We start from the raw sequence: 15,189 nt of genomic DNA on the forward strand, positions 1-15,189 counted from the left end.
CTTATTTTATTTAATCGTTGCTTTAACTACAAAACCATTTTTAGCAGTTATAGCTGTTTTTAATTGAATTAATAATCCTTCTTCAGTTTGTGACCAATTTTGAATTGGATGACCATTTAAAATACTAACTTCCTGAATGTCGCCGGCAGATTTATTTAAAGAACGAATTAAAACCGTATGAGATGATGGCGCTAATGAAATGGCATAAACCGCATTCGCTTTAGTTGTAAACCAAAAATCATTAGTTGTAAAATTACGTTTGAATCCTTTTGCCGCTCTGTGTCCTGTACCTTCTAAAAGCGTTTCTTCTTCACCTTCATTGGCAATTATCCAACGCGATGTTCCATAAACAGCATCACCATTTACAGCAATCCACTCGCCCATTTCTAGAAGGCTTTTTGAACTAGCCTCTGGAACATGCCCTTTTCCGTCGGGACCAATATTTAATAGGTAGTTTCCGCCTTTAGACATAATATCTACAAAATAGTATAAAAGCTCTTTTGTGCTTTTCCAATCTTGGTCATATTCTTTATAACCCCACGAGTTATTAGTCGTTCCACAGGTTTCCCAGTATTTATCTAATTTATCATTAGCCGATGGAATTTTATTATCTCCAGCATCTAAATAATCTCCAAAATCCCACCCCACTCTTCTATTTACCAATATATTTGGATTGGTGTTGTAAACCATTTTGTAAAATTTGAAAGATTGATCTTCGGTAGTAAACCCTTCACCATCAAACCAAATTAAACGTAGTTTTGGTAGTAAAGCGATAAGCTCTTGAATTTGAGGGTAACTTTTAGATTCGTAATATGCTGTATGAGTATTCGGGCTAGGGTCCCATAAGTTTTTACCCGAACTGTGTGTATAAATGCCCAAAGAATCGTTTATTTTTTTAACGTTTGCATAGTTTCCATCACCCCCATCATTCCAATCGTTTCCATGAGAATAATACACACCAAAATCTAAACCTTCGCTTAAACAAGCCTCGTACAATTCTTTTACAGCATCGGCTTTGTAAGGTGTGGCATCAACCATATCATAGGTTGAACATTTTGAATCGAACAAGGCAAATCCGTCGTGATGTTTAGAGGTAATCACCACATATTTCATCCCTGATTGTTTGGCTAATTTGGCGATATTCTGCGCAAAAGATTTATCTGGATTAAAAGTTTTTGCGAGTTCGGCATATTCTTCTCTTGGAATTTGAAACGCATGCATGAGCCATTCTGCTACTTTTGGTCCTGGGAAAGGCGCATTATTAATTTTGGTTTCTTTCCAAATGCCACCTGCTTGCGAATACAATCCCCAGTGGATAAACATACCAAACTTGGCTTCTTTAAACCATGCTAAAGCGGCCTGTTTTTCGGGAGATTCGTGCATTTTCAACCATTCTTGATGATGCACTCCCGTACCTACAGGTGTTTTATATGAAGGTACCAATCTTAATTGATCAAAATTTGCCTCTGTTTGGATAGTTATTACATGCTGTTTAGAAGCATCGCTAATTTTTATTGATTTATCGAATTCTGAAACAATTTTATCATTATAAGTGGTGTAATCTTGTTGAAAATCACCTACCAATTCTTGATCATCAATCTTAACTTTTACAAGCGCTAAATTTGTTGGTAAAGCATCAAAAACCACTTGTACTAGGTAGTCTACAGGATGCTTTATCTCAACATGCCATGTATACGTATTTCCATCTTTTACAGCATCGGCTTTATTTAAAATTACCCAATTTCTTGTTTGGTCGAAAGTTTGAGTTTTTTCTACTTTTAATGTTTCTTTCTGCTTACAGTTGTAAAACCCTAAAAAGACCATTATTATTAAACTTTGTAAAACTATTTTATTACTCATTTTAAATTATGATTTTTTTTACTAAATATTTTTTGGATTCCAAAAAGGTATGCCTTGCTCTGATAATTGTTTTTCATAGCGTATATGCAGGGGTTGCTTTTTAACTTTTTTTCTGTTTTCATTAACCATAAACGGAATGGAATTATTCCACCAATCTGTGTATGGTTTTTTGAATTTTGAAACCACTTCAGGATATTCTGCTGCAATGTCCTTTGTTTCCCCAGGATCACTAGCCACATCATATAATTCTATATTATTTACAAAGCGCCATTGCTGACTTCTTACTGCCATTTTATGGTATTTAGCCTCGTTAACCATGCCTGAAGCCCAACGACCGCAATGCGTAAAGAACAAACGATCTTCCCAAACAATTGCTTCATTCTCTAACAAAGGCACTAAAGAAACCCCTTCTAAGTATTGCGTTTTTTCAGGTAATTTGGCGCCTGCAAGTTCTACAAAGGTTTTATACACATCAACCTGAGCAGTTAACTCGTTACGGTCTATACCCTCACCCAAAACACCTTTCCAATACCAAAAAAAAGGTACGTGATTACCTCCTTCGTAAGGGGAATTTTTTCCACCTTTAAGATTTGCATTAAAATGTTTTACGCGTTTTCCATTTAAAGTGCCACCTAAATGCGTAGCTCCATTGTCGGTTGTAAAAATAACCAAGGTATTTTCTAAAGCGTTCCACTCTTTAAGCTTCTGCATGAGTACGCCAAAATTGTCGTCTATATTTTCAATCATGCCATATCGTCCTGCAGTCCCTTCATCATAACCCAATTCTAAAAAGCGTTTTTTATAAGCTTCTGGAGCTACTAAAGGCGCATGAGGTGCATTTAAAGTAATGTATGTGAAATAGGTTTTATTTGCATCAATTTGTTTTTTTGTCCAAGCCAATGCTGCATCAAAAAACACGTCGGTGCAAAAACCTTTCGTTTGTACAATGGTTTGATTGTGTAGTAATACATTGTCAAAATAAACGTTTTCTCTATTGGGTGGAAAATCACCTAAACCTACTTGACCAATGCCACCTGCACCATGCATGAGCACCTCGTTAAACCCTCTGTTCTGAGGCAAGTATTCGTCTCCATCTCCTAAATGCCACTTTCCAAATAATCCTGTTTGATAGCCAGAAGATTGTAAAGCTTCAGGAAAAGTATACACATCTAAAGCCATTCTTTCCCGCTCTAAAACCGTGTGCGTCACGCCTACTCTAAATTCGTGAACACCACTCATTAATGCCGCTCTTGTAGGGGCACAAGTGGGACTTACATGGTATTCTGTAAAACGAGTTGATTTTTCGTAAAAAGCATCAATATTTGGTGTTTTTACCACTTGGTTACCCATGCAAGACAAATCGCCCATACCTTGGTCGTCCGTCATTACAAATATGATGTTTGGACGACTATTTTTAAGGCCTTTTGAAGGTATTTGCGCTCCCGAAATATGGGTAAAAAACAAAGCAAGTATTAAAGTTATATTGATTTTTAAGATCATATTCATGATATATTCTATTTATTTTTATGAAATTCACTTTTCACCATATAACGATGCGCATCAATAAAAATCAAACCATACTCTAATGCTTCTTTAGGTACCGTTAAGCTGTACTCTAAATTATTTTTACTTTTAGTTATTGGTAATTTTATATATGTTGTTGAATGCTTACTACGCTTTCTATTTTTTCCATTTTTATCAACTCGAACCGGATCTCCTATCTGTATAAGTGCATAGCTTTCAATCACTTCAGACTTACCACTTTCTAGGGTTACAGAAAATTTTCTAGTTTTATCATTAAAAGTGGTATTGGCAATTACTGGTATTGCTGCAATATTTTGCTTTTCTGATGCGTCTTTAGTTTTTGAAGGACTTTTATAAGGGTACTTAGCATCATAATCCTTCAAGTATTTCTCTAATTTCGATGCCAAATCTTTTACAACCTTAGGGTTTTGTTTAGCGACATTGTGTTTTTCTTCTAAATCTGCTCTTTTTCCATTTTGATACAAACGGTACAATTCATATTCTCCAGTGGTTAAATCTTTATACAGTTTGAAATCTCCAGAACGTATTGCCGATTGCATTTGATGATCCTGATTGTGAGGGAAATGCCACCACAAATCTTCTCTTGTATTTCCTTCTTTATTGATAATACTCTGTTCACCATCGATTAAAACATTTGTAATATCCAATCCATCAAGATTTGAACTATAATTTTCTGCTATTTTGCTATGTGTAAGATTTAAAATGGTTGGAAAAAAATCTAACTGATTTACCAAACCATCAAAGTTTTTTCCTTTTGGAATACTAGGCCCCACTACTACCATTGGCACTCTAATCCCTCCTTCTTGAGCATATTTTTTCCCTTGATCTAAAGGAAAATTATCTGTAATGATTTCTTTTCCTGTTTTTTCACAACCTCCGTTATCCGAAGAAAAAAAGATATAAGTTGTTTCATATAATGTTTTACCTGGATTTCTAGGATCGTTGGTTTTCTTTAATAAATCTACCACACGCCCTAGGCTCCAATCTAAGGTTGTTACCATTGAACCATAAAACGGATTTGTTTGCCCGCCGGTTGTAACAGGAATATCCTGAGTTGGAAAATCTACACCTAATTTATCACTGTAATACTTTAATAATTCTTTGTTTTTAGTGTGGATAGGTGCATGCACCAACCAATGCGCTAAATACAAAAAGAACGGTTTGTCTTTACTTTTCTCTATAAATTCCAAAGCTTTCTCGGTCACCTCATCTTTAGGATAAGAAATGCCATTAGGAGATTCCTTTGTAAAAGGCGGATATTTTTCTTCACTCAAACGATATGAATCCTTTTTATCGTGAGTAGCAAATTCGGTTAAACGATTTGCAGGTTTTTTAGGTCCTTGATGAGCACCTCTAGATTCGAAAGCAAAATCGAAACCTTGGTTAGTTGATGCTTGAATTTTAAGACTACCTGCATGCCATTTTCCAACATGTCCTGTTGTATAGCCATTCTCTTTTAAAGCTTCTGCAATGGTAAAATGCTCAGGCATTAATCCTGTTGGAAAAAATGGTTCAATATAATTTGAATATTTTGCTTTGGGGACACTACCTCCTGCTACATGTGTAACTCCCGTTTTAGCGGGATGCAATCCAGTTAAAATTGAACATCTAGAAGGCGCACATGTTGGTGCTGGAGAATAGCCATTAGTAAAATTTAATCCGTTTTTAGCTAATTTTGAAATATTTGGTGTTTCCCAAGGACTTGGGTCATCTAAATTATTTAATTGGGTGTCTTGCCACCCTAAATCATCTGCATAAAAAATGATGATGTTAGGCTTAAAATTATCTGTTTTATTCTGGCCAACTACAAGATTGAAACAAAGTGATATAATTAAAAGTAAGATGGAAAATAGAGGACTTGTTTTCATTTGGTTTTGATTATTTCCAGTTTAATTGGGCCGTTTTATTTTTAATATCTAATACAACATCTAAATACTCGAAAGACCTCGTGTAGACATAGCCTTCTTTTTTTGCATAACCTTTAGGAGCGCCTAATCTTTTTTGATATTGAGGAAATGTTTTTAACCAAACAGATGATCTTTCAATACCAAAGCCATCATGAGGATAGATGTAGCTGTGCTTTTCTGCGCACACCAAGAAAATAGCTAAAATATAATCCAGACGTTTTGTTAAATCTGAATTGGCATTTACTTTTTCTCTTACATCGTCAATTCCTGCAACTGCATTTTTTGAAGCTTGCCCTATGCCAATTGTCATGGCAATAATTTCACCTTCTCTTGCCGATTTTTGCACGGCTTCAATCCCTTTGGCCAAATAATCTTCATAGGTCATTCCAAAGTTTTCATGTTCAAACCCCTCAAGATAAGTACCATCAAAATATTTTAAATACCCTCGGCCTACATCTTTAAACTCTGGGCGAACACGCAAAATATTAGCAAGCAAAACATTATCTGATCCAAGCTGAGTATTTAAATCCTCCATCATGGTAACATAGCCCGCTTGAATATCCTTTTGTTTTTCTGCACCAACTCTACTCTCAAAAAAGCCTGGAACCAATACTTTTATATTGGCATCCATAAACACGCCATCTATATAAGGACTGCTAGTTACTTCAGTCACATTATCCAACCAATACTTGCGCACATAGTCTTTTGAAATATCAAAAAAACCTGTTTTTTTATTAGGCATTAACGCTTTTTTTCCGTTTTCATCTACCAAAAGGGCATCACGGTTTTTTCTTATAAAGTAATCATCATCCTTATAACCATCCCAATTGATAATCACATTTTTATAATATAATATGGTAGCGTTAGGGTTTAATTTTTTAACCGCTTTGGCTGCAACAATTGTCCCATTTTCGGTAGAACCATAAGTTTTACTTCCTGTGGTTTTCTCGAAAGTAATTAATGGGAATTTTGACAAATAGTTTATTTCTTCATCTGTAAAAGCTGTAGCCTTTCTAAGATGCATATACAAGGGCATGGTGTCCCATGAAAATTCTGGTAATTTTTTGTTTTGCGCATTACCTTCTATGTCAAAAAAGACCGCTACAAGTAAAAACATATACACTTTATAGTTCATAATATGCATCTTATTTATTTTAAAATAATTTCAAATCCTATTGCTGGTTGCCCAGGGATGTTTTTTGGTAGCTTGATGGTTAAGCCGTCTTTAGTTTGTTTCCACACTATTTTTTCATCACTTCCTAGCAGGGTAACATTTTTTATCTTATTCTTTAAAACGTCGTGTTCTTTTAAAGTTTTTATAACGATATCTTCAGTAGGTTTTGCCAACACAAAAGCATAGATGTTTCCGTTTTTGGTTGTAAATCGAATATCTTTAGCAGAGTATGCTTTTAAATTCTCGCCTGTTCGCTTTGTTACAATTTCTAAAGGGCCTTCGCCAAATACTTTCCATGGTCTAGTTCCATAAATACCCTCGCCGTTAATTTTTATCCAATCGCCAAATGCACGTAACATTCTAGCCTGCGGTTCTGGAAGTGTCCCGTCTCCCTTAAGTGCAACATTAAGCATAACAACACCATTTTTACTTATAGCATCGACAGCATTTCCTATTAACACAGGAATACTCATTCTTGTTTTAGCCTCTTTTCTGTAAAACCAATTTCCTGAAAGATCGGTAGCCCACATCCAAGGATATTTTTGTGGTTCGCCAAACATGCCGCGTTCTAAATTGTAAGTAAATGCAGCTTTATCTCTTTTAGTATCTTTAAAGGATAATACAACAGATTGTTTTCCATTATTTTCAGATAAATCTTTATTTAAATAATCTGAAAAAAGTTTAACTCCTAAGCCCTTTCCTGTTTTAATTGAAGGATATGGGGAGTCATTATTAAACATGTCTGGATCGTACTTTTCAATTAAATCCCAGCAGCGTTTATACCAATGTTCATTCCAGCTATCTTGACTGGCGTATTTGTTAGGATCGAAATCCATATTAAAAAGCTCCCACTCTGGTGTGTTTGGCTTTTGATATTTACGCGCCGTGTTAAAAAAACGTGGCGACCAATATAAATGTGTGGAAACTCCAAATTTTAAGTCGTATTTATAAGCAGCATCTTTCCATTCTTGAATAACATCGCGTTTTGGCCCCATTTTCACAGAATTCCATCCAAAGAAAGAATCGTACATATCAAAATTATCATGATGCGTCGCTACTGGCATAATAAAATGAGCACCACAATCTTTAAAAAATTTCACCAATTCTTCTGGCTTCCAGTTTTCTGCGGTAAAGTTTGGAACAAATTTCTCGTAACCAAAATCTTCTGGCGCTCCATAAGTTTTAGCATGCCAATCGGAAAGTGTTTGGGTCATATTTAACTGCGCTCCAGTTTCACCATCATTTGGCCCATACATTCTTCTTCCGTAGTGAGAGCCATCATTTGGTCTTGTTTCATCTATCGCTGAAGGAATACCCCAATGCATCCATACGCCTATTTTTCCGTCTTGAAACCATTCTGGCACCTGATACTTTTTAGCCATCGAATCCCAATTAGGATCAATAATAGTTTTTGCTTGTGCCTTTTGTTTTTTCTGCCCCAAACAAACCAATGTTGAAAGGGATAAAAAAACAACTATTATTAATTTTAATTTAGACATATTTAAAATTATTGTTAACCATGTAAAATTAAAGACACACAACAACACCTGTTTTCTCTAAATAATCAAAAACATGCTCTAAACGACCAAAACAAAAAAAATAACTATACTATAAATCATAAAAAAAAACTAATTATATAGAATAGATTTATGAAAAAACTAAAATCATGAAAACATTATTCTAATAAAAGAATTAGTGAATCAATAAAAAACAACCAACCCAATTTACATGGTTTACCATCGACAATGGTTAAAATGAGTAAACATATGATTAATTCGAGAAAAGCTTTACTTTGATTTAACAATAATTTAGCGGAAACCAATTATAACTAAATTTAAATTATGAAAAAATTACTAATTATTTTTCTTGTTATGTTAACTTTTCAAGCTTTTTCGCAAGAAAAAAGCGTTTCAGGAAGTATAACTGATGAAGAAGGGCAGCCCTTATTGGGGGCTACTGTATTAATTAAAGGTGAGGCAAAAGGTGCCGTCGCAGATTTTGATGGAAATTACACCTTAAAGGCTAAACCAGGCAATATATTGGTCTTTTCCTTTATTGGTTCAGAAACAAAAGAGATAACGGTAGGTAATCAAACCACCATTAATGTGTCACTAGCAAAATCAAACACAACACTTGACGAAGTTGTTGTTGTAGGTTATGGTAGTGTTATGAAAAGTGATTTAACAGGGTCTGTTTCCTCTGTAAAAGGAGAAGACTTAACCAAAGCAGGTACGGTAAGTCTTGATCAAGCATTGGCAGGAAGAGCTCCAGGAGTTTTGGTAACACAAAACTCTGGTGAACCAGGTTCTGGGGCTTCTATTAGGGTAAGAGCCATTAGTTCCCTAAATGGTAGTGAACCGCTATATGTTATAGATGGTATACCTATGGACAACACTAGTGCTAGCGGATTAGGTGATCAAGACGTAGAGAGTTCATCATCAAGCCCTTTAGCGATGATTAATCCCGCAGATATACAATCTATAGAAATCCTTAAAGATGCATCATCAACTGCCATATATGGTTCTCGTGGTGCTAATGGGGTTATTTTAATTACCACCAAATCAGGGGAGATAGGAAAAGGAGTTATCTCTATTGAACAAGAATATGGAATTACGGAGGTTTTAAATTATATCGATGTATTAAAATCTAATGAGTTTTATATATTAAATCGAGAAGCCTTTACAAATGTAGGTAATGACCTCACTGATGAAGCGCAAGTTAGATTAGATTCTGCAAATGCTGGATTATTACCTAACTCAAATTGGCAAAGAACCATTACGCGTATAGGTACCACATCAAATACTAACTTAAGTTTTAGTGGTGGAAATAAGGATCTTAGATATCTAATTTCATCAAATTACCTTAATGCTAAAGGTATTGTAGAAGATACGGATTACAAACGTGCCTCGACTAGAGTTAACTTAAATGCCAACATCTCCGAAAAATTTACAGTAGGTACAAGTATAAATTATTCTCATGTTACTTCAAACCAAAGTGCTATTAGTACTGGTGTTAATAATCTCAGAGGAGCTAGTAGTGCTTTTTCTAGAGCGCTTAGATCTTTTCCAACAACGGGTCTTCTTGCAGATGATGAGGATGAGGGTATTGAACTTTGGACGCCTTTAACAGCATTAAAAGGCAACAAATATAATAACTTACTTACCCAAATGATAGGTAATATTTATGCCGAATATTATTTTACTAAAGCCTTATCTTTTAAAACTGCATTTTCCTATCAGAATAGAAATACAGCACAGCGTTATTATCAATTAGATATTTTTCCAAATAATGTAGCAGAAGGCGGAAGAGCAAAAACAGGAGATAGTAGATTTACTGGATCTACGGTTACAAATACCTTAAATTTCAGAAAGGTATTAGGTAGAGGGACTAATATAAATGCCGTATTAGGACAATCTATAGAATCTAGTGAAAGTGAAGGTATTTTTGTCTCTAATTATGGTTTTTCTAATGATTTATTAACTTATTACGATCCAGGCTCTGCTACCTTTTATGATCCAGATAGGGTTACTTATTCAAAAACTACTTTAGCTTCATTTTTTGGAAGAATTAATTTAACCCTTAATAGAAAATACTTATTTACTGTAACGGGGCGTTACGATGGCGCATCAAAATTTGCTGCTAATAATAAATGGGCTTTTTTCCCCGCTGCTGCCTTTGCTTATAAACTGTCAGAAGAAAACTTCATGAAAGATAGTGATTTTATAAATGAAATGAAATTACGTGTAAGCTATGGTACTTCTGGAAATCAAGCCATTCAACCTTATCAATCTTTAGACCAATACGCTAGTGGTTTAACACCATTTAATGAGGCATCTACAACTATTTATTTTGCTAGTCAATTACCAAATGACAATTTAACTTGGGAAACAACAACACAATTAGATTTAGGATTAGACTTAGGTTTTTTAAAAAATAAGTTTAGAGCTACTTTTGAATACTATGAAAAAATAACTGACGACCTTTTATTTACAGGCAATAGAATACCTGTACAATCCGGATTCACAACATTTACTGAAAATTTTGGGTCTTTAGAAACCAATGGATTTGAAGCCTCCGTAAATGCTAATATCATTAATAAACCTGAATTTTCTTGGACACTAAACGCCAATGCTGCTACGGGTAAAACTATTGTTAGAAATATGGCATCAGATTATCTCTTTAGTGGATGGAATCCTGGTTTCATATCGGGTGGAACACAACGTTTAATTATAGGCGAAGAAATAGGAACATTTTATGGTTATAAAAGAACAGGAATAGCACAGTTCGATGACTTCGTGGAGTTTCAAGGGCTAACAGATCAAGAGCGTATAGATATCTATAATGCAAACCCTAATGCTACTTACACCTTTGTTGATGGCCATGATAGAGGCTATCCTACCACAGATCAAAGTCACAGACCAGGAGAACAATTATATGAAGACGTAACTCCAGATGGGGTAATTACGGCCGATGATAGAACAATCATAGGTCAGGCACAAGCTGATATTACATTTGGGATTAATAATTCATTTAAAATTGGAGATTTAGATTTAAGCATTTTTATAGATTCTCAATTAGGTAGAGATATGGCTGTTATACAAAATACTGGCCTCTTAAATTTTACCGGGAGACAAGGCTTAAGTGTAACTCAAAACAGATGGACACCAGAAAACCCAAGTAATGTTTGGCCAAGAGTAGATCAAAACAATGGCGCTAATTTACTCTTTAGCGATCGTTATATTGAAGACGCCTCTTTTGTTAGATTACAAAATGTTACAATTGGCTACAATTTACCAAAAGAAATAACCGACAAATTAAACCTTAGTGCTTTAAGGATATATGCTTCAGGAACCAATTTACATATATGGAGTGACTATACAGGGTATTCGCCAGATGTCTCTTTAAGAGGTTCGTCTACAACAAATTTAGGACATGACAATGCAGGATACCCTGCAGGTCGAGTTATCAGAATGGGAGTAAATTTAAAATTCTAAAGTTACAAACTAAAAAACATAAAAAAATGAATATAAAAGTAAAAATAGGATTATTACTTATTATGACAATGAGTATATCATGCGATGAATATCTTGTTGAAGAACCACCAACTTTCATTTCAGCGAGCAATTACTTTAAAACAGCTGGAGACGCTAGAACAGCTGTTGATGGTGTTTATCAACAAATGAATGAGGTATATAGTAGATTTTGGACCGCTATTGATGCTTACACAGATGATCAGGTTAGTAGAGATGCAGGTGGGGTTTACAATTCTTTAGGAACGCATACAGTGTCACCATCTGATCAGATTTTCGAGCAATTTCTTATATATAGCCGCTGGTGGATAGGCATTGCTAGAGCCAATAACGTACTAACTTATGTACCTGATATAGAAATGGATGAAGATGAAAAAAACATAGTTCTTGCAGAAGCGAGAGCCTTAAGGGCTTTGTATTATTATCAATTAGTTAGAGCGTTTGGCGATCAGCCATTAATACTAGATGCCGTATCCATCGATGCCGATTTTGAAAAGCCGAGAACAAGTGCAGAAACTATTTATGATGAAGTCATCATACCAGACCTTCAGTTTGCAGAGGTATATTGTAGAGATGCTTTACATGATGGGCATATTACAAAATGGACAGCCAAACTACTTTTATCTGAAGTTTATTTAACACGCGCAGGCCATAGAAGAACATCCCAAGGTGACTTTATTCAAGGTGACCCAATAAACTGGGCATTAGCACGAGATAAAGCAAAAGAAGTTATTGATGATTCACCACATAGCTTAAACCTTGTTGGCTCAGGAAGTACACCAGCATTCGGTATGGCTTGGGATGATAATAACCCGTTCACTCCTGAATCTATGCTAGAATTATCTTATGTTCAAGTATTTGGACAAGGAAACTGGCTAAGTCGTGAAAGTAATGGTTCAACATTTGGCACAGGATACTGGGGAGCAAACCCGAACATTACGCCTTTAGTTGCTGAAGGCAATAACGCGAATATTAGATCTATGCGTTTTCCAGGATTTCCACCAGGTATTGGCGCTCAATTACCTACTCCAGATCTTTATGACGCCTTTGAAGATGGAGATGAAAGACTTTGGAGTATTATGACACGTTATGATGTGTCTGCTACTGAAACCTATCTTTGTCAACCAACCTTTAGAAAATTTATCGATATCGCTTATTATCTAGGCAAGGAAGGTACTAATTTTCAATACACCAATTCTAATATTGTTTTGTATCGTTATGCAGATGCTCTATTAATTTATGCAGAAGCTCAAAATGAAGCCGACGGGGCCCCAAATGCGGATGCATATGCAGCAGTAAATGCCATTAGAAACAGAGCAGGATTAGCCGATTTAACTCCAGGCTTATCACAAAATGAATTTAGAGAAGCTGTTTGGCAAGAAAGACGTGTTGAATTTAATGCAGAATTTAAAAGAAAGTTCGATCTAATTAGAACAAATAGACTTGTTCAAGAGACTACAAATATTAATCTTGATTGGACAGCAGAACAAGGGTCTTTAACGGATTACAGAAATTGTTACACGCCGTTTTATAATGACAGACCTGCATGGCCAGACAATGAGTGGTTATTTCCTATTCCGCAATCGGAGATGGATTTAAATAAAGAAAATGGATGGGTTCAAAATGAAGGTTATGATTAATTAACAATTAAATAAATATAGTTTGATACGACCCCTGCTTTTACGAAAGTTAAAAACAGGGGTTTTTATAACAACTAAACAATACCAAATATTATTTAAAATAGATTACCAGAATACATAATAATTTATTCTTCGATCTACCAATGCCTTTATTATAACGGTATTTTATCAAAAAAGTTGTTTATCTAAAAAAAGGAAAACTTAAAATTTAATAGCATGATAATTACAATAATTAAAAAAAATCTACTAATAGTTGCTACAGCACTGTGTGTAGCTAATGCATCATTCTCCCAAGTTAAAAAAGACAAAGGCATGGAAGAAATGTGGGGAGAAACAAAAGTTTCAGTAGACGCATTAAAAAATGGAAAAGCAAAGTTCTTTGACGAAAGTAATTTTGGAATGTTTATTCACTGGGGATTATTTTCAAATTTAGGCGGCGTATGGAATGGTAAAACCTATTATGGCATTGGTGAATGGATTATGAATCCAAGAATGGCAGGAATCCCTGTTAAAGATTATAAGCAGATTGCAAAAACGTTTAATCCAACTGGTTTTGATGCTAAAAAAATAGCACAATTGGCCAAAGATGCTGGCATGAAATACATTGTGATTACAAGTAAACATCATGAAGGTTTTGCGATGTTCGACTCCAAAGTAAGTGATTTTAATATTGTAGATGCCACACCTTTTGGAAGAGACCCCATGCATGAGTTGGCTGATGCTTGCCATGATTTAGGTTTAGGTTTTGGATTTTATTATTCACACAACCAAGATTGGACCGCTCCAGGAGGCACCAGAGGTCCTGAAGTTGATAAAAAAGGTAAAAAAACTACTTTTAAGGATTATTTTTATAACAAGTGTAAACCACAGGTAAAAGAAATTTGTACAAATTATGGAGATATAGATTTTGTATGGTTTGATACCCCAGGAGATATGCCAAAGAAATATGTTGTAGAATTGGCTGATATGGTACGAGAATTACAGCCAAAAGCCATGATGTGTAGCCGAGTTGGCTATGGTTTGGGCGACTATGCAAGTGTGGGTGATATGGAAGTGCCAACTAAGCGTATAGAAGGCTTATGGGAAACTTGCGACACCAATAACGACTCTTGGTCTTACGCCTGGTATGATAATAATTTTAAAAGCCCAAAAATAATATTATCTAGACTGGTAGAGACCGTAGCAAGAGGAGGCTCTTATTTATTTAATGTAGGACCTAATAACCTAGGCGAGATTCCTGAAATTGGTGTTGAATTTTTAAGAGCAACAGGTAAATGGCTTAAAAAATACCCACAAGTGGTATATGATGCAGATCCTTCACCATGGGATTATAAATTACCATGGGGCGATGTAACTTCAAAAGGAAATTCATTGTATTTAGCCGTTTCAAATTGGCCAACAGACGGAAAATTATACTTACCAGGTTTAGAAACTAAAATAGAATCTGCAAAAATATTAAACCCTAACGGGAACGATGTTACCGTGCATTATAAAGAAGACAAAAACGAATGGGCTATTTTTGATGTGCCTTTTAAAGCTCCAGATGATTTGATCTCTGTTATCGAATTAAAGTTTAAAGAAGGGTCAAAAATAATTGCTAAAGATGAAGCCTTAGGTATTTACCCTAATACGGATACAGAACTTATTACAGAGTTTGGAGTAGTTGTAAATGCTGAACAAAAAAACATTCGATGGATGGAAAAGTTTGGCGAATGGAAACATGCTAATCAAGTTGGGAATTGGAAAGAAAATGGAAAAGTAACTTGGAAGGTTAATGTTCAAAAACCAGGTTATTACTATGTTAACCTTTGCTATGCAGGAGAAGACAGACTGGTATGGAAAGTTACTACAGATGAAAACGCTTTGTTACAAAACCAGCAAGCTGCTACCGACAAATATGTAAACTACACTATGGGGATTCTAGAATTTAAAAAACCTGGTAAACACAGCATATCGGTTTCTCTTGTAGAGGGTAATAAAGCAACTTCTAGTTTAAAATCAATTGTATTCACCCCTATTACTAATTACTAAAC

Annotated in this window: 8 protein-coding genes; 3 read left to right on the forward strand and 5 right to left on the reverse strand. The window is 35.1% G+C overall.

The window, feature by feature from the left end; all coding sequences use genetic code 11:
* Positions 1–6: 6 nt before the first annotated feature.
* Genes J8H85_RS16415 through J8H85_RS16435 form a run of 5 tightly spaced genes read right to left on the reverse strand, consistent with a single transcriptional unit; the run spans position 7 to position 7,985 of the window.
* Positions 7–1,860 carry an alpha-L-fucosidase gene (locus J8H85_RS16415; protein WP_209656432.1) on the reverse strand — a complete coding sequence of 618 codons (1,854 nt, stop codon included), beginning with the start codon at positions 1,858–1,860 and terminating at the stop codon, positions 7–9.
* Positions 1,861–1,881: 21 nt separating this feature from the next.
* Positions 1,882–3,366, reverse strand: a complete 1,485-nt coding sequence (locus J8H85_RS16420; protein WP_209656433.1) for an arylsulfatase — start codon at positions 3,364–3,366, stop codon at positions 1,882–1,884.
* Positions 3,367–3,374: 8 nt separating this feature from the next.
* A complete protein-coding gene (locus J8H85_RS16425; RefSeq protein WP_209656434.1) occupies positions 3,375–5,273 on the reverse strand; it encodes a sulfatase in 1,899 nt (632 codons plus the stop codon).
* Between the two features lie 10 nt (positions 5,274–5,283).
* Positions 5,284–6,447 (reverse strand): putative glycoside hydrolase, encoded by a 1,164-nt coding sequence (locus tag J8H85_RS16430; RefSeq protein ID WP_209656435.1) that lies wholly within the window; start codon positions 6,445–6,447, stop codon positions 5,284–5,286.
* A 14-nt stretch (positions 6,448–6,461) separates the two neighbouring features.
* A complete protein-coding gene (locus tag J8H85_RS16435; protein ID WP_209656436.1) occupies positions 6,462–7,985 on the reverse strand; it encodes an alpha-L-fucosidase in 1,524 nt (507 codons plus the stop codon).
* A gap of 342 nt (positions 7,986–8,327) precedes the next feature.
* On the opposite strand from J8H85_RS16435, the gene J8H85_RS16440 reads away from it, so the two are divergent.
* The 3 genes from J8H85_RS16440 to J8H85_RS16450 all read left to right on the forward strand — a co-directional run bounded on the left by J8H85_RS16440 (position 8,328) and on the right by J8H85_RS16450 (position 15,187).
* Positions 8,328–11,480, forward strand: a complete 3,153-nt coding sequence (locus tag J8H85_RS16440; protein ID WP_209656437.1) for a SusC/RagA family TonB-linked outer membrane protein — start codon at positions 8,328–8,330, stop codon at positions 11,478–11,480.
* 26 nt (positions 11,481–11,506) lie between these two features.
* On the forward strand, positions 11,507–13,156 hold the full coding sequence (locus J8H85_RS16445; RefSeq protein WP_209656438.1) for a RagB/SusD family nutrient uptake outer membrane protein: 1,650 nt from the start codon (positions 11,507–11,509) through the stop codon (positions 13,154–13,156).
* Positions 13,157–13,372: 216 nt separating this feature from the next.
* Positions 13,373–15,187 carry an alpha-L-fucosidase gene (locus J8H85_RS16450; protein WP_209656440.1) on the forward strand — a complete coding sequence of 605 codons (1,815 nt, stop codon included), beginning with the start codon at positions 13,373–13,375 and terminating at the stop codon, positions 15,185–15,187.
* Positions 15,188–15,189: the final 2 nt, after the last annotated feature.

The organism is Mariniflexile gromovii (genome assembly GCF_017814435.1).
Lineage (GTDB): Bacteria > Bacteroidota > Bacteroidia > Flavobacteriales > Flavobacteriaceae > Mariniflexile > Mariniflexile gromovii.